17 protein-coding genes are annotated in these 20782 nt (G+C 69.8%); 11 read left to right on the forward strand and 6 right to left on the reverse strand.

Annotation, left to right across the window (positions count from 1 at the left end; translation table 11 throughout):
• The first annotated feature begins 115 nt into the window (after window positions 1-115).
• Window positions 116-1645 (forward strand): MFS transporter, encoded by a 1530-nt coding sequence (locus NQO67_RS28080; protein WP_255953075.1) that lies wholly within the window; start codon window positions 116-118, stop codon window positions 1643-1645.
• Here NQO67_RS28080 and NQO67_RS28085 read toward each other — a convergent pair.
• Complete coding sequence (locus NQO67_RS28085; protein WP_305126341.1) at window positions 1587-2813, reverse strand: MFS transporter; 1227 nt, start codon at window positions 2811-2813, stop codon at window positions 1587-1589. The genes NQO67_RS28080 and NQO67_RS28085 overlap by 59 nt on opposite strands.
• A 326-nt stretch (window positions 2814-3139) precedes the next feature.
• On the opposite strand from NQO67_RS28085, the gene NQO67_RS28090 reads away from it, so the two are divergent.
• Both NQO67_RS28090 and NQO67_RS28095 read left to right on the forward strand, forming a co-directional pair.
• Window positions 3140-4273: a GlxA family transcriptional regulator gene (locus tag NQO67_RS28090; protein WP_255953076.1), complete on the forward strand. Its 1134-nt coding sequence runs from the start codon at window positions 3140-3142 to the stop codon at window positions 4271-4273.
• Window positions 4274-4392: 119 nt separating this feature from the next.
• Window positions 4393-5346: an endonuclease/exonuclease/phosphatase family protein gene (locus NQO67_RS28095; protein ID WP_255953077.1), complete on the forward strand. Its 954-nt coding sequence runs from the start codon at window positions 4393-4395 to the stop codon at window positions 5344-5346.
• Window positions 5347-5380: 34 nt separating this feature from the next.
• Here the strand turns inward: NQO67_RS28095 and NQO67_RS28100 are convergent, their stop codons facing one another.
• Window positions 5381-6013: an AAA family ATPase gene (locus tag NQO67_RS28100; RefSeq protein WP_255953169.1), complete on the reverse strand. Its 633-nt coding sequence runs from the start codon at window positions 6011-6013 to the stop codon at window positions 5381-5383.
• 14 nt (window positions 6014-6027) lie between these two features.
• Entirely contained in the window at window positions 6028-6378 is a 351-nt protein-coding gene (locus NQO67_RS28105) for a hypothetical protein (RefSeq protein WP_255953078.1), read from the reverse strand.
• 288 nt (window positions 6379-6666) lie between these two features.
• Here NQO67_RS28105 and NQO67_RS28110 point away from each other — a divergent pair, with 288 nt between their 5' ends.
• The 7 genes from NQO67_RS28110 (at window position 6667) to NQO67_RS28135 (ending at window position 17639) form a co-directional block, all read left to right on the forward strand.
• Window positions 6667-8751, forward strand: a complete 2085-nt coding sequence (locus tag NQO67_RS28110) for a HelD family protein (protein ID WP_255953079.1) — start codon at window positions 6667-6669, stop codon at window positions 8749-8751.
• A 281-nt stretch (window positions 8752-9032) separates the two neighbouring features.
• Complete coding sequence (locus NQO67_RS28115) at window positions 9033-9716, forward strand: hypothetical protein (protein WP_255953080.1); 684 nt, start codon at window positions 9033-9035, stop codon at window positions 9714-9716.
• Window positions 9716-14728, forward strand: coding sequence for a putative T7SS-secreted protein (locus NQO67_RS28120; RefSeq protein WP_255953081.1), 5013 nt, complete (start codon window positions 9716-9718; stop codon window positions 14726-14728). Before NQO67_RS28115 ends, NQO67_RS28120 begins: the two co-directional genes overlap by 1 nt.
• A 6-nt stretch (window positions 14729-14734) precedes the next feature.
• Entirely contained in the window at window positions 14735-15124 is a 390-nt protein-coding gene (locus NQO67_RS28125) for a DUF7919 family protein (protein WP_445195106.1), read from the forward strand.
• A gap of 30 nt (window positions 15125-15154) precedes the next feature.
• Complete coding sequence (locus NQO67_RS44885; protein ID WP_508493676.1) at window positions 15155-15418, forward strand: YxzC family protein; 264 nt, start codon at window positions 15155-15157, stop codon at window positions 15416-15418.
• 327 nt (window positions 15419-15745) lie between these two features.
• The gene (locus tag NQO67_RS28130; RefSeq protein WP_255953083.1) at window positions 15746-16234 is read left to right on the forward strand and encodes a hypothetical protein; all 489 of its coding nucleotides are present in this window, start codon (window positions 15746-15748) and stop codon (window positions 16232-16234) included.
• Between the two features lie 346 nt (window positions 16235-16580).
• A complete protein-coding gene (locus tag NQO67_RS28135) occupies window positions 16581-17639 on the forward strand; it encodes an LLM class flavin-dependent oxidoreductase (protein ID WP_255953084.1) in 1059 nt (352 codons plus the stop codon).
• 26 nt (window positions 17640-17665) lie between these two features.
• On the opposite strand, the gene NQO67_RS28140 is transcribed toward NQO67_RS28135, so the two are convergent.
• Window positions 17666-18145, reverse strand: a complete 480-nt coding sequence (locus tag NQO67_RS28140) for a GNAT family N-acetyltransferase (RefSeq protein ID WP_374119180.1) — start codon at window positions 18143-18145, stop codon at window positions 17666-17668.
• Window positions 18146-18313: 168 nt separating this feature from the next.
• Between NQO67_RS28140 and NQO67_RS28145 the strand changes: the two genes are divergently transcribed.
• Window positions 18314-19165 carry a class I SAM-dependent methyltransferase gene (locus NQO67_RS28145; protein ID WP_308295707.1) on the forward strand — a complete coding sequence of 284 codons (852 nt, stop codon included), beginning with the start codon at window positions 18314-18316 and terminating at the stop codon, window positions 19163-19165.
• A 237-nt stretch (window positions 19166-19402) separates the two neighbouring features.
• Here NQO67_RS28145 and NQO67_RS28150 read toward each other — a convergent pair whose 3' ends face one another.
• Both NQO67_RS28150 and NQO67_RS28155 read right to left on the reverse strand, forming a co-directional pair.
• Window positions 19403-20089 carry an HAD family hydrolase gene (locus tag NQO67_RS28150; RefSeq protein WP_255953086.1) on the reverse strand — a complete coding sequence of 229 codons (687 nt, stop codon included), beginning with the start codon at window positions 20087-20089 and terminating at the stop codon, window positions 19403-19405.
• A gap of 111 nt (window positions 20090-20200) precedes the next feature.
• Entirely contained in the window at window positions 20201-20728 is a 528-nt protein-coding gene (locus NQO67_RS28155; RefSeq protein WP_255953087.1) for a hypothetical protein, read from the reverse strand.
• Between the last annotated feature and the right edge of the window lie 54 nt (window positions 20729-20782).

The following is a 20782-nucleotide window of genomic DNA, read 5'->3' on the forward strand; positions in this document are numbered from 1 at the left end:
CACCCGCATCCACACGCAGATCACCGCCAAGATCACCGACAAGATTTCCGCCAAGATCACTGACAAGATTTTCGCCTGGATCACCGCTCAGAAGGGGTCACCCCAAGGAGGAACCGTGTCCGCTTCTCCTGCCTCGTCCGCCTCCCCTGCCTCACCCGACTCCGACGCAGGGCTCCGGACCGTCACCACCGCCGTCCCCTGCCGCCTGGACCGGCTCCCCTGGTCCCGCTGGCACTGGATGATCGTCATCGGGCTCGGCACCGTGTGGATCCTCGACGGTCTGGAGGTGACCGTCGTCGGCAACATCGCGGGTCGCCTCTCGGAGCCCGGCAGCGGCCTGCACATCACCTCCGGGCAGATCACCGGCATAGCCGCCGCCCTCTACGTGGCGGGCGCCTGCGTCGGTGCGCTGTTCTTCGGGCATCTGACCGACCGGCTCGGCCGCAAGAAGCTGTTCATGGTCACGCTCGCGGTGTACCTGTCGGCGACCGCGCTGACCGCGGTCTCGTTCCAGTCCTGGTGGTTCTTCGCCTTCCGGTTCCTCACCGGCCTCGGCATCGGAGGCGAGTACGCGGCGATCAACTCCGCCATCGACGAGCTGATCCCCTCGCACTACCGCGGCCGCACCGACCTGATCATCAACGGCAGCTTCTGGCTGGGCGCCATCGGCGGTTCTCTGCTGTCCATCGTCATGCTCGACACCGACTTCTTCGCGAAGAACGTCGGCTGGCGGCTCACGTTCGCGCTCGGCGTCGTCCTCGGCCTGGTCATCCTCCTGGTGCGCCGCGACGTCCCCGAGAGCCCCCGCTGGCTGATCATCCACGGCCGGGAGCAGGAGGCCGAGCGGCTGGTGGACGACGTGGAGCGGCGCGTGACCGCCCAGACCGGCCGTTCGCTGCCGCCCGCCGAGCGTGAGATCACCATCCGGCAGCGCAAGGGCATCACCTTCCTGGAGATCGCCCGCACCCTTTTCTCCGCCTACCGCACCCGCAGCACGCTCGGCTTCGCCCTCTTCATCGGCCAGGCGTTCCTCTACAACGCCATCACCTTCGGCTTCGGCGCGATCCTCACCACGTTCTTCGACGTGCCCACCGGCCGGACCGGCTACTACTTCGCGGTGATCGCGGCCGGCAACTTCCTCGGCCCGCTGCTGCTCGGCAAGCTCTTCGACACCGTCGGGCGGCGGGTGATGATCTCCTCCACCTATCTGCTCTCCGGTCTGCTGCTGTTCGGCACGGCGGCGCTCTTCGACCAGGGCGTGCTGAACGCGGTGTCGCTGACGGCGTGCTGGTGCGTGGTGCTGTTCTTCGCCTCCGCGGGGGCCAGCAGCGCCTATCTGACGGTGTCCGAGATCTTCCCGATGGAGACCCGGGCCCTGGCCATCGCCTTCTTCTACGCCATCGGCACGGCGGCCGGCGGCATCACAGGGCCGCTGGTCTTCGCAGACCTGACCAGCTCCGGAGTGGTCGGCGACACCGTGCTCGCGTTCCAGATCGGCGCCGGCCTGATGTGCGCGGCCGGCCTGGTCGCCGCGTTCACCGCGGTGCGCGCCGAGCGCCGTTCCCTGGAGGACATCGCGACCCCGCTCACCGAGGTCCCGGCACCCGACCCGGGGACGCCGCACTCGGGGACGTCGCGCGCGTGACCGTCATGGCCAGCAGCGCGGCCCCGGCGCACAGCACGCCCACCGCCGCCCACACCGCGTCGTACGACCCGAGGGAGTCCCGCAGCAGTCCCCCCGCGAAGGCCACCGCCCCGGCACCCACCTGGTGCCCGGCGCTCACCCAGCCGAAGACCACCGCCGCGTCACCCCCGTAGAACCGCCGGCACAGCGCGATCGTCGGCGGCACCGTGGCCACGTCCAGCAGCCCGAACACCACGGCGAACGTCACGAGCGGCGCCCCGGCCCGGTCCGACAGCAGCAGCGGGAGCAGCAGCAGCGACAGCCCCCGGGCGGCGTAGTAGCCGGCGAGCAGCCGGCGCGCGTCGAACCGGTCGGTGAGCCAGCCGGAGCCGACCGTGCCCGCCACGTTGAAGATCCCGACGAGCGAGAGCAACGAGGCGGCGACGGTCACCGGCATGCCGTGGTCGTGCGCGGCCGGCTCGAAGTGCGTCCACATCACGCCGTTCGTCGACGCCCCGCACACCGCGAAGGTGCCCGTGAGCAGCCAGAACGGCGCCGTGCCCGCCGCGCGCCGCAGCGTGCGCAGCGCCCGTCGCGCACTACCCGGCGCCGCCACGGGCCGCGGCACGAACCGCTGCGCCCCGTACGGCCGTCCGCCCAGGTCGGCCGGGTGATCACGCAGCAGCAGCATCACGAGCAGCAGCGCACCACCGGCCGCCACCATCAGCCCCAGCGCCGCGGTACGCCACCCGAACCCCTCGATGACCTGCGACAACACCGGCAGGAACGCAAACTGTCCCAGGACGCTCGCGGCCGTCAGCAGCCCCGTCACCAGACCGCGCCGGGCCACGAACCACCGCTCGGTCACGCTCGCCGCGAACGCCATCGCGCACGCGCCCGTACCGAGCCCGACCAGCACGCCCCAGTACAGGACGAACTGCCACGGCCGCGTCATCGTCGCGGTGAGCCCGGCGCCCGCCCCGACCAGCAGCAACGCGCCGCCGGCCACCAGTCGCAGCCCGAACCGGTCCATCAGCGCGGCGGCGAACGGCGCCGTGCCGCCGTAGACGACCATGGCGACCAGGGTCCCGACCCCGATCGTGGACCGCGACCAGCCGAACTCCTCGTGCAGCGGCCCCACCAGCAGCCCCGCCAGCGTCATGAACGCCCCCGCGGTGACGATCGCCAACGCGGCGACGGTGGCGACGATCCAGGGGCGCCGGGTGTGGGAGCGGGAGCGGGAGCGGGGGCGGGAGTTGGAGCGGGAGTGGGAGTGGGGACGGGGATGCGGGTGTGGGCGCGGGTGCGCGGGGGGCTTCGCGCCCTGGGCGCGTTCCTCGGTGCGCGGTGCATCGGACAGGTGTGCTGCATCGGATATGCGTGGCGCATCGGATGTGCGCGATGCATCGGATGCGCATGGTGTGCGGGCCTCATACGACAACATGCCTCGACCCTGCGCCCTGGGCCGTCGGCCGGGTCAGTGGCCAGATGGCCAAGCTGTGAAAGAATTACGCCATGCGCGCCACGCACACCACGCACGCCACGCATCCGCCCTCGCCGTCCCCAACGGCGCCCGCACCCCGCCGGCACCGGGTCGCCGTCCTGATCCGTGACGGTGTGCTGCCACTGGAGCTCGGCCTGGTGCACCAACTCTTCGGCAGCGCCCGGGCCACGCCCCCGTTTCCGCACGGCAACGGCCACCACGAAGGTCCTGCCGACGGTCAGGACGACGGCCATGACGACGGCCATGACGACCGCCTGTACGAGGTCCTGACCTGCGCCACCGCCCCCGGCGCCGTCCGCACCGACACCGACTTCCTCGTCCATGCCCCGCACGGCAGCGAGGTGCTCGCGGACGCGGACACGGTGATCGTGCCCGCCTCGCACGAGCAGGACGAGTCGCTGGCCGCTGACGAGGGCCTGCCGGAGCCGCTTGCCGCCGTGCTCGCCGGCATACCGCGCACCGCGCGCATCGCCTCCATCTGCACCGGCGCTTTCGTGCTGGCCGCCGCGGGGCTGCTGGACGGGCGGCGGGCCACGACGCACTGGATGTCGGCGGGCCTGTTCGCGCGCGCCTTCCCGTCGGTGGCGGTCGACCCGGACGTGCTCTTCGTGGACGAGGGCCGGGTCATGACCTCGGCGGGCGAGGCCGCCGGTATCGATCTGTGCCTGCACATGATCCGCCGGGACCACGGTGCCGCGGTCGCCGCCGACGTGGCACGGCGTACAGTCGTGCCGCCGCACCGGGAGGGCGGCCAGGCCCAGTACATCCGGCGTCCGGTGCCCCAGGACCGCACCGCGTCGACCGCGGGGTCCAGGTCCTGGGCGCTCGATCACCTGTCCGAACCGGTCACGCTGGCCGACCTCGCGGCACGCGACGCGATGAGCGTGCGCACCTACAGCCGCCGCTTCCGTCAGGAGACCGGCCTGACCCCGGTCCAGTGGCTGACCCAGCGCCGCGTCGACCGGGCCAGGCAACTGCTGGAGGAGATGGACCACACCGTCGACCGCATCGCCGCGCAGGCCGGCTTCGGCACCGGCGCGTCGCTGCGGCAGCACTTCCACGCGGCGCTCGGGGTGTCACCGGGGGCGTACCGGTCGACGTTCCGGGGCACCCGGACGGTCCGGGCCCGGGACGTCGAGACCTGACGGCGGGCGTCCGGCGGTGGCGTGCCTGCGTGCCACTCGCGAGCGGGCCGTGCGGCTGCCGTGGACGCCCCCCGGGCCGGTGCCGGCACCGCATCCGTCTGCGAGGGGGTGAGTCGCTCGTGACCGCGAACGCCGGACACGAGCCGTCCGCCGAGACCACCGGCTCCGCCGAAGCCGTGGGGTCGTCCGCCGAGCCTGTCGACTCCCTGCGGGTGCTCACGATGAACGTCCTGGCGCCGGAGTACGCAGACGGCGCCGGTCGGCGCGCCGCGCTGGCCCGGGTGGTCCGGGAACTCGCCCCGGACGTCCTGGCACTTCAGGAGGTCACGCACGCGGAGACGGCGGCGCTGCGTGCGGCGGGTTGGCATGTCGTCGCGCATCCGCACTGGTCCGGGCTGCCCCCGCAGGGCGTCGGCGCGGTGCTGGCGGCCCGTCGTCCGTTCGGGCGGGTCGTACAGGACCCGCTGCGGGTGACCGAGCGGGTCGCGGCCATGACCCCGTGGTGCGGCGTGGTCGTCGCCGAACTGCCGTTGCCCGAACCGCTCGGCGGTGTCCTCGTGGTCCACCACAAGCCGAGCTGGCCGTACGGCTTCGAGCGGGAACGCGAGCTCCAGGCGGTGGCCGCGGCACGCTGCGTGGCGGACGTCGTGCGGCGGGTACCGGTCCGGCACGCCATCCTGCTCGGGGACTTCGACGCGCCGCCCGACGCGGCCAGCGTCCGCTTCTGGCGCGGGGTGCAGTCGCTGGAGGGGGTGAGCGTGTGTTACCAGGACGCCTGGACGAGCCGGGGCGCACGCGACGCGGACGACGCCGGCGCCGCGCGGCCGACGGCGGGCCACACCTTCACCCCCGAGAACCCGCTGGTCCGCCGCGGTGACATGCCGGAGGAGGCGGGACGCCGGATCGACTACGTGATGGTGGGCTGCGGCCCGCACGGTCCCACCCTGCGGGTGACGCGCTGCGCACGCGTCGGGACCGTGCCCGAGCCGGTCTCGGGCCTGCACCTCAGCGATCACTACGGCGTCCTGGCCGATGTGACGGTGCCGGACCACGAGCCGGGGCGGTGGGCGTGAACGGGTGACCGGCGCCCCTGGCGGCGGCGTACGGTCAGTCGAACCGGATGTGCCGCACGCTCGTCACCGTCCGGCGCAGCCGTCCCCGCAGCGCGGAGTCGGTGTTCGGGGCGAGGGTGAGGCCGCAGGCGGCGGCGATGTGGTCGGCGACCTGGGGAACCGTGCGCCGGTCGGTCCACACGTGCTCGGCGAAGTGCGGCTCCCGCAGCCGCTCCAGGCACAGGTCGAGCCTGGCCACGGCCCAGCTCTCGCGGCGCAGCGGCGCGTCCTTGCCGAACACCCACTGCGTGAGATGCCCGAACCCGCGCTCCCGCAGCCTCCGCAGCACGGTCTCGCGCTCGGCCAGCAGGGCGAAGTGCCGTACGTCGTGGCCGCGTTCGCGCAGCCGGCCCACGATCTCGTCGTGGTAGCCGGGCTCGACGACGGTCATCGGCGCGATGACCGTGCCGTCCTGGCGGCTGAGGGCGAGGTCCAGGACGTCGTACACGCCGCGCCGCCAGGCCGGCAGGTCCTGGAAGTCGCCGCGCAGCGCCGGCGGCAGCATCCTGCTCAGCCCGAACCCGACGTGCTCCGGATCGCACACCACGCTGCCCGGCAACCGCCGATGCATCTCGTAGGCGGTCTGCGTCTTGCCGCCGCCGAACGGGCCGTTGATCCACACCAGCACGGGCTGCCCGGCACTCATCGGGCGCGCCGGTCGGCCAGCGCCCACGAGGCCAGGGCGACCCCGCCGGCTGCGGAGAACACCGCGGGCCAGGCGCCCGTCTTCTTCGCCAGCGGGTGCGCCCCGGCGAAGGCCCCGAGGTAGGCGACGCCCAGCGCCCCGGCCGTCCGCCCGCCGGCCCGCCGCCACCACTGCCACCCGGCAAGACCGCCCGCCGCCGCCAGCACCACCCCGCCGAGCTGCCGCTGCCCGGTCCACCGCGCGACCGCGTACCCGCCGACGAGCCCGGTGGCGGCGACGGGCGCGCTCGGGATGTCGGCGAGGCGGGAGAGGCGCGTGGTGCGCGGGGGACGTGGGTTGGCTGCCATGGTCGACCTCCGGGAAGACACGCTGCGGTCGGATGTCGCGGTGCGACATGATCCGTTCCCCGACCGTACCGCCGGGCCACGGACCCCGGAGGCACCACCCGGCCGCCGGAGCCGGCTGACGCGTCGGGCCGGTGATCGCCCGTCAGCCCGCGTCGCCCATCCGCACGATCGGTCATCCGCGCAAACGGTCATCCGGCACATGGCCATCACGAGCGAGGTAAGTCAAGACTTACTTTTCCAGGGACGCCACTCCATAGTTGGGGGCCCGCACCGAGAGGAGGGCCCGCCTTGCCGCAGGTCAACGAGGAAGCCGTGCGCCAGGTGGGCGTGCAGCAGGTTCATGTCGACACCGTGTACGCGCGGTTCGACGAGCGGCTTGCGCAGGCGCGGGCGGAGCTGGCGAAGGTGCTCAGATCGCGCGCCGGCACCCCTGGTGAGGCGTACGAGCGCGAGGTCGCCGCCGAGCGTCTGGGGAGGGAGGCCCGTCGGCTGGAGGGCGCCGAGGACGGACTCGTCTTCGGCCGGATCGACGCCGTGGACGGAACCGCCCTGCACGTCGGACGGCTCGGCCTGCACCCGGACGACGGCGACCTGCCGTTGCTCGTCGACTGGCGTGCCCAGGCGGCCCGGCCCTTCTACGAGGCGACACCGGTTCACCCGATGGGCCTGCGACGCCGCCGTCACCTGCGGGTGACGGGCCGTACGCTGCGCGCGCTGAGCGACGAGCTGCTGGACGGCTCCGCCCCCACCGCCGACGACGTGCTGGGGGACGGGCCGTTGACGGAGGCGCTCTCGGCACCGCGAACGGGGCGGATGAGCGCGGCGGTCGCGACGCTCCAGGCGGAACAGGACGCCGTCGTCCGGTCCCCGCACCGCGGGGTGACGGTGGTGCAGGGCGGCCCGGGCACCGGGAAGACGGTGGTCGCGCTGCACCGGGCGGCGTATGTGCTGTACGCGTTTCCTCGGGTGGCCGAGCGCGGCGTGCTGGTGCTCGGTCCGAACGCGCGCTTCCTGGACTACGTCTCCCAGGTGCTGCCCTCGCTCGGCGAGAACGACGTCGTCGTGGCGACGTGCGAGGAGCTGGCCGGCGTCGCGCCCGACGCGGTGGCACCGTTCGACGTGGCACGCCTCAAGGGCGGTGCGGTGCTGGCGGGCGCGCTCGCGGAACTGGTGCGCGCACGGCAGGCACCGACCGGGACCTTCAGCGTACGGGTAGGCCAGGAGGTGGTCAGCCTGGCGGAGGCGGAGGTCGCCCGCGCCCGTGACGCGGCCGTGGCGACCGGCCTGTGCCACAACCGCGCCCGGGAGACGTTCAAGGAACTGCTGGTCGACGCGGTCACGGAAGCGTTGGAACGCGGGATGTACGAGGCCCTGGAGCGCATCGACGCCGAGGTCGCCCAGCTCACCGGCCTCGATCTGGACCGGGTCGGCGCCGCCGACCTGCGCCGCCTCGGCTCCGACGACGCACCGGCCGCGGACCTGGCCGACGAGTTCGACGCGGACGCCGTCCGGACGAGCCTCCTGGACGACGCCGGGGTCGACCGCACCGTGGAAACCCTGTGGCCGCGGCTCACCCCGGACGACGTCGTCCGGGCCCTCCTGGCGGACCCCCACGCGATGGCCGAGCACCTGCCGCAGCTGACGGACGAGGAACGCGCCCTGCTGCCGGGCCACACCGGCGGGCCGTGGACCGATGCGGACGTGCCGCTGCTGGACGAGGCGGCGAGCCTGGTCGACGGCCCGCCGCGGCAGAACTTCGGACACATCGTCGTCGACGAGGCGCAGGAACTCACCCCCATGCAATGGCGGATGGTGCTGCGCCGGTGCCCCGCCGCCTCGATGACCCTGGTCGGTGACTTCGCCCAGGCGGGCCCGGCATCGACCGCACGCGACTGGTCCGAGGCGCTGGCCCCGCACGTCGGTTCCCGCTTCCGCCTGCACACCCTGACCGTCAGCTACCGCACCACTCAGGAGATCCTCGACAGCACCCGGGGCCTGCTCAAGCGGATCGCCCCGGGACAGACCCCCAGCCGATCGATCCGCCACGGCGAGGAACCTCGCACCCTGACCGCACATCCCCGCACGCTCGTCACCACCCTGCACGGCGAACTTCGGAGGCAGGCAGCGGCGTACCCCGACGAACTGTGTGCAGCGATATGCGCCGACACCCGAGTCGACGAGCTGACGTCGGCCGGGATCACCCGATGGGCGCGTCTCATCCCGTCGTCCGAGGCCCGTGGCCTGGAATTCGACGCGGCCGTGGTCGTCGATCCGGAGGAGATCGCCGAGGCGCGCCCCAGTGGCGAGCGGGACCTGTACGTGGCGCTCACCCGGGCCACGAAGAGGCAGTGCGTCATCGCCGTTCGGCCCTGAACCGGGCGTGCGCGGCATGCGCGGCACGGCCGAGCCCTGGTCGCACCGGTGATCGTCCGTCGCGGTCATCCGTCGTGATCATCCGCAGGGTTCAGGCCATCCCTGGCCGACACGCCGAACTCGTTCATAACTCAGTGCGAAGAGTCGTAGCTCTGTGCGACGATGTCGATCGTGTATGCGAACGGGGAGTCGGCAGCCGTATCAGTTCAGACGTCCTGGTTGGTTCAGACGTCGTGGTTGGTTCAGACGTCGTGGCTGGTTTGGGTTCGGGCAGGTGAGCGGTGACCACCGAAGGACCGGACCTCCAGGCGGGGCATGAGAGCCTGGCCAAGATCACCAAGGGGCTCACCGACGCGCTCGGGGAGCTGAAGGAGCTCGGTACGGCAGGTTCGGCGGGCACCGGGCGCGGTTTCGAGATACTGAGCCTGTCGCAGCTGGCGGTGGGATACGGCGAGTTGGCGGACGTCTTCGAGTCGTTCTGCGAGCGTTGGGAGTGGGGCGTCCGCTCGCTGATCGGCGAGGCGAACACGTTCGCACGAGGTGTCGGCCTCGCGGCGGGCACCTTCCACGAGACCGACGAGTACGTGGAGGGCGCGGCGAAGATCGCCGTGAACGCGGCCATCGGCGACCCGCACCTGAGCGAGGACCAGGTCACCGACCGCTCCTGGGGCGAGGTCTGGGGAGACAACCCGTTCTCGCAGGTACAGCACGCGGACTACAGCGCCGAGTCCGCCGAGCGTGCCCAGGACGCCATCAGGCAGGGCTGGAACACCGCGGGAGAGACCCCCGGGGTGGAGCGTTCGTTCACCGCGCAGGACCCCGCGGACCAGCCGCCCCCGGCACACCAGCCCACGGAGCCGCTCGGCCCCGTCCAGCGTTCCTTCCACCCCCGGCAGGACCCGGGCGGGGACGGGACGGACGCCGCGGGCGGGGCGGGCGCGGCGAGCGACGGCGGTGACCGCTGATGAGCGTCTTCGGCGAAATCGGCGGCCACATCGCCCATGGGGTCAACAAGGGCCTGGGCGCGGTCGAACACGGCGTCGACGTGGTCAAGAAGGGCGTCGGCGAGGGCGTCGACTGGACGACGGACGAGATCGGCGCCGGCCTGGACCGGGTCGGCGCGCACGGCCTGGCCGACACCGTCGAGGACATCGGTGACGAGCTGGCCTCCGACCTGGGCGCGACACCGGGCGAGAAGCAGCTCGGCGAGACCGACGACCCCAATGAGCTGATCCACGGATATCCGAAGAACCTACGGATCGTCGCGGGCCATCTGAAGGACTTCCACAAGGCGTTCGACCGCGTCGGGCAGGGCATGCGCGGCCTGGACTCCTCGCACTGGCGGGGCGAGGCAGCGGACACCTTCCGCGAGAAGTTCGCCATGCACCCCACGAAGTGGCTGCACGCTGCCGACGCCTGCGAGGCGGCGGGCAAGGCCCTGGACTCCTACGCGGACACCGTCGCCTGGGCCCTGACCCAGGCCGCCGAGGCCATCGCGACGTACGCGAAGGGCAAGGGCGCGTCCGACCTCGCGCATGAGAACTTCCGCAAGGAGTGCGACGCCTACCGCAAGAAGATGGAAAGGGAGAAGGACCCGGGCCCCGGCCCGGCGCCGTTCACCGACCCGGGCCAGGCCGAGATACGGCGCGCCCGCGAGATCCTGGCCACCGCCCGCCGCCAGCGCAACAAGGCCGGCCAGGACGCCGCCGACGCGGTCAGGTCCGCCCTGAAGCACGCCCCGGCAGAGCCCCCGCCGCTGTCCCGGCTGGGCGCGGACTTCGCCGACGCCGGCGTCGGCACCGGCATCGAGCTGGCCCACTTCACCGGCGGCGTCGTCAAGGGCACCGCAGGCCTCGTCAACCTCGTCCGCGGCATCAACCCGCTCGACACGTACAACGCCACACACCCCGCCGAATACGTACAGGACCTGAACCTGGCGGCGGCCGGCCTGGTGTCGACGGCCGCCCATCCGAACCAAGCGGTGGGGATGGCTCTGGACGACTTCCGCAAGGACCCGTCGGAGTTCGCGGGGCGTGCACTGCCGAACCTGTTCACGGGGGACGGGGCGGGCGCGGTTGCTCGGGGCGGGGCCGAGGCGGGCGTGCGTGCCGCGGCCGAGGCGGGGGCCCGGGCGGGGTTCGAGGACGCGGCCAAGGCGGGGGCGCGGGGGGCGGTCCGCCGGGACGCGGCGGCGGTTTCCCGTGACGAGGGCGTCGTCTCCCACGGCACCGACCCGATCGACCTGGCCACGGGCCGGATGTACCTCCCGCAGACCGACGTGGAGCTGCCGGGTGCGCTGCCGCTCGCCTTCCGGCGGCGCGTGGAGTCCGGCTACCGGTTGGGCCACTGGTTCGGCCCGTCCTGGTCGAGCACCGTCGACCAGCGCCTGGAGATCGATGCGGAGGGGGTCGTCTTCGTCCAGGAGGACGGCCTGCTGCTGGCGTACCCGCACCCGCAGCCCGGCACCCCGGTCCTGCCGGGCCACGGCCCGCGCTGGCCCCTGGAACGGGCGCCCGACGACGCCGGGTACGTCATCCGGGACCCTGAGACGGGCCGCGCGTGGCACTTCGCCGACGAGGGAGAGGGTTTGGCGAACCCCGGCGAGTCTGCTGGCAGCCAGGGGGTTCGGCGGGCCGTCCTGGAGCAGATCGACGACCGCAACGGCCACTGGATCTCCTTCTCCTACGCCCCGGAGAGCGGCGCCCCGACCGCCATCACCCACAGCGCCGGCTACCGCCTTGGGGTGGTGACGACCGCCGACCGCATCACCGCCCTCCACCTGGCCGGCGCCGCCCCCGACGGCACCGACCAGGTGCTGGTCCGCTACGGCTACGACGCCGACGGCAACCTGACGGAGGTCGTGAACTCGTCGGGCAAGCCGCTGCGCTTCACCTACGACACGGCACGCCGGGTCACGTCCTGGACGGACACCAACGCCCGCTCGTACACGTACGAGTACGACGACGAGGACCGCTGCGTCGCCGAAGCCGGCTCCGCCGGCCACATGAGCCTGCGCCTGACCTACGGCACCGACCCGGAATCCGGCCTCCGGGTCACCAGAACCACCACAGCCGACGGCCACACCCGCCACTTCCTGATCAACACGGCCAGCCAGGTCATCGCCGAGTCCGACCCGCTCGGCGCGGTCACCCGCTACCAGCGCGACCGCGCCAACCGCCTGCTGAGCCAGACGGACCCGCTCGGTCATACGACCGAGCTGCGTTATGACGCGGCGGGACGACTGACGGCGGTGGTCCGGCCGGACGGGCGGGAGACGCGGGCGGAGTACGAGCCGCTTCCGGGCTCGGGCCCGGAGTCGGGGGCGGATTTGCCCTCGGGCTCGGACGTGGGCACGGGTTGGCGCCCAGACGGCGGCTTACCCGTACGGGTCACCGGCCCCGACGGCCTGACGTGGCACCAGTCCTACGACACCCGCGGCAACCGCACCAGCGTCACCGACCCCACCGGTGCCACGACCACGTACGCCTACGACGAGGCGGGCCACCTCGCGTCGGTCACCGACGCCGCAGGTCACCGCACCCTGGTCCGCTGTGACCGGGCCGGCCTGCCCCTGGAGGTCGTCGACCCTTTGGGTGCGGTGACCCGGTATGAGCGGGACGCCTTCGGCCGCCCCGTCACGCTGACGGACCCACTCGGCGGGACGACGCGCCTGGAGTGGACGGTGGAGGGCCACCTGTCCCGTCGCACGGCGCCCGACGGCACGGTCGAGTCCTGGACGTACGACGGCGAAGGCAACTGCACCACGCACACCGACCCGCAGGGCGCCGTCACCCGCTTCGAGTACGGCCACTTCGACGTCCTCACGGCCCGCACCGACCCCGACGGCGTCCGCTACACCTTCGACCACGACACGGAACTACGCCTCACCCGCGTCACGAATCCCCAGGGCCTCACCTGGGACTACGCCTACGACCCGGCGGGCCACCTCATATCGGAAACGGACTTCGACGGCAGGATCCTGACGTACGAGTACGACCCGGCGGGCCGCCTGACGTCCCGTACGACGCCGCTGGGCGACCGCGTCACGTTCGACCGGAACGCGCTGGGCCAGGTCGTCCGCAAGACGGTGACCGCGGAGGCCACCGGCGCCGGCACGTCCGTCTCCACCTACACGTACGACCTCACCGACCAACTCGCGGAGGCCACCGCCCCCGGCACGAGCCTGACCCTTCTTCGGGACCGCTACGGTCGCCTGCGCTCGGAGACGGTCGACGGCCGCACGATCGCGTACGCCTACGACGAGTTGGGGCGCCGCACGGGGCGTACGACACCGTCGGGTGCGGAGTCCGTGTGGACGTACGACGCGGTGGGGCGCCCGGCCTCGTTGACGACGTCGGGCCGCAGGTTGACGTTCGAGAGGGACGTGGCGGGGCGCGAGGTGGGGCGGCGCATCGGGGAGGCGGCGTCCCTCCACAACACCTTCGACCCGTTGGGCCGCCTGACGACCCAGTCCGTGTACGCCGGGTACGGGGCGGACGGGGAGCAGACGGCCCACCGCACCTACACCTACCGCGCGGACGGCCACGTCACCGCGATCGACGATGCCCGCACCGGCGTCCGCCGCTTCGACCTGGACACGGCAGGCCGCGTGACGGCGGTGCACGCGGCGAACTGGTCGGAGCGGTACGCGTACGACGAGGCGGGCAACCAGACGCAGGCGACGTGGCCGGAGAAGCACCCCGGCCACGAGGCCCGCGGCCCGCGCACGTACGCGGGCACCCGCATCACCCGAGCCGGGGACGTCCACTACGAACACGACGCGGCGGGCCGCATCACGCTACGCCGCAAGACCCGCCTCTCCCGCAAGCCGGACGTCTGGCACTACGAGTGGGACCCCGAGGACCGCCTCACCGCGGTGGTGACCCCGGACGGCACCCGCTGGCGCTACACGTACGACCCGCTGGGCCGCCGTACGGCGAAGCAACGGATGGCCGCCGATGGCGAGACGGTGACCGAGGAAACCGTCTTCACGTGGGACGCCACGACCCTCTGCGAACAGGTAACACGCGGCGAGCCGCACCCGAACGCGATAACCCTGACGTGGGACCACGCGGGCCTACACCCGCTGACGCAGACGGAACGCATCACATCGGGGACCCCAGTCGTCTCCGCCCCTGACACCCCCACGTCCTCCCTGGCCACCCTCGACGGCCCTTCGCCGGCAACGGCATCGGAAGCCACCACGGAGGAAATAGCCTCCCGCTTCTTCGCCATTATCACGGACCTGGTGGGCACCCCCACCGAACTCGTAGACGACCAGGGCACGATCGCCTGGCACAGCCGCACGACGTTGTGGGGCACGACAACGTGGAACAGATCGGCGACGACGTACACCCCGTTGCGCTTCCCGGGCCAGTACTTCGACCCGGAATCGGGCCTGCACTACAACTACTTCAGGACGTATGACCCGGAGACGGCGCGGTATCTGACGCCGGATCCACTCGGACTGACTCCCGCTCCTAACCCAGTTTCCTATGTAGACAACCCGCACGTGTGGGCAGACCCGGAGGGGCTAAGCCCCTGCCCGTCCGAAATGGATCGTCGTCCCCGGCCCCCTTCATACGGACAGGGAAATGGAAACGACTGGGCGAGGAGTGTTTCTCGGCAAGGGCGATCTGACAACTCGGCGGTCATATCCGGACACGGATATTATGAATTTGGCGTTGGGGACATGCAGGTCCCAGGTGGAACCTGGCTCAAATTTTATGTGAAGGACGGCGAAAGGCTGTCTGATTCAATAGGTCATGCGATTGAAGTGGGAGAAAATAGGCTGCCGGCGGACACGTACGGTCCCGGAAAGATGCTCCCAGACTATATTGTGGACCGACCGAATGGTCTACGTATCAGTGGTAGGTCTATTACGGTGAATGCCCCAACCCGTCTTAGCGAGATCGTTAGTGAGGGTATGGGGGCCGTGCATGTAGTTATTTGTCGAGAACATATCAAACCCTGGTGAAGGTAAATGGCGTACTTTGCAGATCTAACTCCGTACGAATATTCTGACACTCGGGAAGGAATGGTGAATATCGGATGGCTCTCGCGTGACCACGCTTATCCTGTTGGAGATCCTCCGGAGGGGCTGGTCCCGGTGTTGGGCGAGTTGATTAAGAATCCGAGCAACGTGTATCGCGGGATGCATTTTTGCGAATTGTGTCCATCCTTTGAAGTAGCCAAAGAGACTACTTCTTGGAATGGGTATTTTGTTGGAAGCGGCGAGATTCGTGTGCCGGGCTTGGGTGGCATCGTGTACGTTGCCCCGGTAATGGTGGTGCACTATGTTGCTGATCATCACTATCTTCCGCCTTTGGAATTCCGTCAGGCGGCTAATCCGAGTTCGATATTGGAAATTTGAATGGCGTCGCGATCTTGAGGCTAATCTACCATGGTGAATAATGGAATATGTGATCAGATTCGAATCCACTTGAGTCGGCTCGTGGAAGGAGAAATTTCCCCCGAAGAGGCATCCAATTGGGCTTTGAGTGTCATGGAGCAGTATACTTCCGAGTCGATTGACCCGAAAGTGTGGCACGCCCTGGATCAACTCGCTGGCGCGGACTTGCTTGAGTCTCCTGGAAATTTTCTCCATGACGCGAAGGATTTCTCTAAATGGTATGAGGACTTTTCGCGGTCGGCTTCGGTTGATTAGGTTCATATTGAGATGGCTGTCCCCCCTGCGAGGCCGAATCTACCTAGTTCTTTAGGTCGATAAGCTGGATGCGAAGTTCGAAATCCACACGGCATCGGGGGTCGAGGCGCAGTGATTGGCCCTAAGTGCTTACTCGCGGTGGCGATGTTATTGCAGCTGGTGAGGCAGAAATAGCGGGTGGTTCCGGACCTATTTGGGAATGGAAATCAACAATATGAGCGGGCATTGTGGGCCGTCACTGGAAAGTCTCCAGAAAGGGCGAGAGGCGTTTGAACGTGCCGGAATCATATTTTTCCTAAGGAGTCCGAAGGTGACGAGAAGCAGCGTGTGAGGATCGAAGACCTTATTTATGGTTCCCTGGAGGAGCTGGAAATCGTGGTGTCCGGTGCATTGCCTCGGACTCTGAATGTTGATGGCTGGGAGACGTTGCGGGAGCTGTGCGCGGGAAAGATGATGCGCGGTGATGTGCCTCTGGATGTGAGGCAGCGCTGGGCCCGACTTGCGCTCGAAATTATTGATCGTCAGTACGTCGAAGCCGACGAGCGGAAGAAGGTGGCAGAAGCCGCCTACATCCGCGCATTCATGATTCGGGAGTTCGGTGCCGGAAGCTCGGGGCCCGCTACGGACCCTGCTGGGCTTCTGAGAGATGTAAGTGACGCCATTGGCGTGACAATTGAGGAGGCGCGGAACGAGGCGGAGAACTGGCGTTCACTAGAACCGGCTCGAATGCTGCGCTTGCGACGCATCAAGAATATGCTCACTGACACTCAAGGGCATGGAAGGGTTTGTGAGCCCAGACGACCCTCTCCGCCATGAAGCAGAGGGATGGCAATCATTGATTTCTGACCTTCCGTGAGGCGGCGCGTGGGGGGCCAAGATACCTGCGTCGCGGGATCGGAGCGTCTGCCGCAGCTGCTGGCTGGCTCCCGCGCAGGAAGCGCAGTCATCGGTCCGCGTTCCATATCTCAGGAAAGCAGGCTCCGTAGCCTGTACCACCTTGACAACATAGTCGTCGACACTCCGCGATATCATAAGGAGGTACGGCCCGGACCGCGTCAAGCCGTCCCGGTGTTTCGCCGACGCCGTTACGGCCATGGGCGTCAGCCCTGGGACCTTCCGGCATGAATAGACTCGATTCGTTCCTCGTACTCTCGGAGGTTTGATGCGTGCAGGCGTCGTGGTCGCCGCGCAACCCGGAGTGGAGGATCTCGCGGTGCGGGCCGAGGAATTGGGCTTGTGCAGCTTCTGGGTCAACGACACCCCGATGGTCCACGGCGACCCCTTCGTCGCCTTGAGCCTGTGTGCGAAGGCCACCCGTCGCATCCGGCTCGGTGTGGGCGTGACCTCACCCGCTTTGCGTTCGGCACCGGCCGCGGCGAGCGCCTTCGCCAGCCTCAATGCCCTGGCACCGGGCCGGATCATCTGCGGGGTCGGCACCGGAAACACCGCGAGGCGCACGCTGGGCATGCAGCCGGCCACGGCGGCCGCGCTGGAGAACTTCACCGCGGCACTACAGGATCTGTGTGCCGGGCGCTCGACCGCGTACCGCGAAGGTGATGAGGTCCGAGGCATCCGGTTCCTGCACAGCGGGGCGCACGTGAACACCGCCGATGCGATCGAGTTCGTCGTGGCCGCACTGCACGGGCCCAAGGCCGCCGCCGTCGCCGGCCGCCGCGGCGCCGGCCTCATCTCTTTCGGCCTGCTAGACCCCACCGCCTGGCACGCCCTGCACGACGCCCGCCGCACAGCCGCCCGCGACACGCTCCACGACCCCGCTGCTGCCCATCGGGACTCGTACGTGGTCACCGCGCTCCACCTGCTGCGCGATGACGAGGACTCCGACAGCGACGCGGCCCGGGATGCCACGGGTCACCTCGTTCTGTCGCTGCTGGACTTCGCCGCCGACACACCCGCCGTCGCCGGGCAACTGGGCCCCGACGAACGCGAGGCGGTGCGACGACTCCTCGACCGGCGTGGCACCACCGCCACCGCGCCGGACCGGTACACCAAGATCTACCCCAACTACCTCGGACGCATCGCACCGCAGGACCGGGACCTGATCCTGCCCTCGCTGATGAACAGCGTGGCCCTTGTCGGCACCCGCGACGACCTCCGCACCCGCATCGCCGCCCTGGAACGGGCAGGCCTTGACGAGCTCCTCATCCAGCCGGTGATCGACCCGCCCACCGAGATGGCCCAACTCGCCGAACTGCTCACCTGAGCGCGCCCGCCTGACGGCGATTTGCGTCAGCCTCCGGGGCGGTATTCCATGAGGACGTTCGCGCCGTCGCGCGACACCTCCTGGAAGCCGGCCTTCTCCCATGCACGCACTGCTCGAACGTTCCCCGTCTCGGGGTCGACGGTCACGCGCCGCCATCCGAGTTCCCCACAGAGATGCGCGGTGAGCGCGCGAGCGGCATCCGGTCCCAGGCCCCGGCCTTGCGCCTTCGGGGTCAGCGCCATGTCGATGCCACCTTCGGCCGGGCCAGCGTGCCAGTACTGGGCGTATCCCACCGGCACGCCTTGGGCCAGTACGAGGAAGGACTCCACACGCGGCCGGCGCCGCCCCACATACTTCTCGGCCACCTCAGCACGCGGTATCGGTACTCCACCCCAGTGCCGGACGAAGTCCGGGGCTGCGAACCATTCGGCCAACAGATCCAGGTCGTCCTCAGTCGTCGGGACAAGACGAGTCAGCACTTTGTCGAGAGCACATTTACCAACCATCCGCCGCTCCATCTGGGGATCTGCTCCACTTCGTGTGGTCGCGTACACAGGGTGACTCTTGATCTTCGCCGCATGGTGGGTGGTCTTGCTGGTCGTAGGCGGTCAGTGCGCGCATGAACCTGGCTCACCCCATCAGGCCCCTTGGAATCGGTCATCTAGGCTGGCGCGGTGACTGGTGAGCAGGAGCGGGTGCAGCCGTCGGGAGTGTGGGCCACGGCGGTGGGGGTGGCCAGGGTGCGGGCGTTGGAGAGCGAGCGGGAGAGCGCGTTGTTCCGCGACCCACTGGCAAAGGCCTTCGCCACCGCCGGCGGCCTGTGGCCCTCCTCGCCGCCGCTGCCCGACGACGAGGCCGCGCGCCGCCGCCGACTGGCCGTGTCGTTCTCCATCGTCATCAGGACGAAGTTCCTCGACGACCTGTTGCGGCAGGCCTCCGCGTCCGGGGTCCGGCAGGTCGTGCTGCTCGGCGCCGGCATGGACAGCCGAGCCTTCCGGATCGACTGGCCCGAGGGCACCCGGCTCTTCGAGGTCGACACCGCCGAGCCACTGGACTTCAAGGCTTCGGTGCTGCGCCAGGAGCGGGCCGTCGCACGCTGCGAGCGGATCACCGTCGCGGTGGACCTGCGGGAGGACTGGCCGGGCGCGCTGGCCGCCGCAGGGCATGACCCGGCCGTGCCGACCGTGTGGATCGCCGAAGGACTGCTGATCTACCTACCCGAGGACGCGGTGGAACTGCTGCTGGGCCGGATCAGCGCGCAGTCGGCGCCAGGCAGCCGGATGGGACTGACGTTGGGCTCGCGCGGTGTGATCGAGCGCTTCGGCGCGGACGCCAAGCCGGGATCAGCGGCGTCCATGTGGGTCTCGGAGATGCCCGACGACCCGGTGAGCTGGCTGGCCGGGCACGGCTGGGAGGCCGACAGCCACACCCTGCGCGAGCGCGCTGTCGCCTACGGCCGCCCGATCAGCACCCCGCCGCAGCGCGAGGAGCGGCCCGGCGGACTGATCTCGGCGGTCCGCCGGTAGAACGCGCCTCCCGGTTCCCGGTTGCCGGTTCCCCAGATGATCGATTCCTAGGGGGCCTGATGACTGGATCAGGTTCGTGTGCGGCCAGCCAGCCACGCGCGCACTGACCGCCTACACCCACTGAAGTTCGCCCGAGAATCGCCTGGCTGGACGGTGGTGTGGTCGACAGTCCTTGTTGAGGCTGACCGCCTCGCTCCCGAACCCCGCCACAGCGGTACCCCGCGTGATCGGGATGTGTCAGAAGAGGTCCAGGAGTTCCGTCAGAGTGGTGATGGAGGGAACATCCGAGACGGTCGTCGTCGAGTCCCGGCACAATGCGCGTCCCGCATAGCCGAGTCGGATCGCCGCGGCGACCAGGTCCGGATCGTCGTCAACGAACAGACACTGCGCAGGGGCGAGGCCCAGCGACGTGCTGGCGTGGTGGTACATGCGCGGGTCCGGCTTGTTGCAGCCGAGGACGGCGGAGATGGCGTATGCCTCGAAGAACCGGTCGATCCCGAGCCCGGCATGGAGGTCGGGCAGATTGGGCCAGGCATCGGACACCACGGCCATCCGCACCCCTCTCCGGCTCAACTCGCCCAGGGTCTGCTCGACGTCCGGGTACGTCTCCAGATACCGGGCCGGAGGGACTTCGCGGCGCAAGTCGGTGAGCAGTTGCGAGGTCGGGTCCACACCGAGGTGCCGGAGCATTACGCGGTGGTAGTCGTTGTAGTCAGGCGTCGACGGCGAAGCGGCGAAGAAGCGGTCTCCCGCGGTGATGGCTGCCGCGAACTGTTCGGGCGTGACCGAGGGAGCGTGGGCGAGCACGGACTGCTCGAAGTCTGCTCGGGGGTTCCAACGGCCGCCGATCGGCTGCATCAGCACTCCGCCTGAATCGAAGAGAACGGCACGGAGATCGTCAGGAGAGGCCGGCGCTGTCGTCATCCACCCAGTCTGGTGAACGAACGCCTGCTGGTCGACCCTCTTCCAGGGGCGGCTACCTTCCCATCGGACGTCACAGCCACGTCCGCCCGGTCGGTGGCGACATGACGAATCTCAGTCCTCGTCGGCCGGATCGACGTTCCATGTCTCAGGCAAGTTGGCTCCGCAGAAGACGCAGACGTAGTAGCCCTCACGAACAATGCTGTTGTCCTGGCAGTCCGGACAGCGCCGAAAATGCACCTCGTGTGTGAATGCGGATGGGCGACCCAGGCCGACGTGATCCAAAGACTCCGCAACGGCCGACCAGGATTCAACCTCCGGGCAATATCCGGTCGAGTGGTTGGTCACCTCACCGGCGACCCAACGGCCGGCCTCACGGACGAATCCGATCTCGCCGGCGCTCAGAACCCGATCGCCTCCGGCACAGGCGACGTGTTCGCTGCGACGCGGCGCCAGCCGCAGTACCCCGTCTGTGTCGACGACGAACGTGAAGGGTTCGGTCAGCTCCGTAGCCGAGCGCTCTTTGACCCAACCATCGAACTCGGCGGCCGTACGGATTGGCCGGCCCCCACATTCGGGTCGGGCTGCGGCCTTTATATCGGCCGGGCCCACGTATCGATAGCTCCGCCGTGGTCGGTTCATGTGGGCAATGTAGCGTCACGCCCCACGGCTCCGGCTACCGAAGCCGGCCTGGCA

The organism is Streptomyces odontomachi (assembly GCF_024435355.1).
GTDB lineage: Bacteria > Actinomycetota > Actinomycetes > Streptomycetales > Streptomycetaceae > Streptomyces > Streptomyces odontomachi.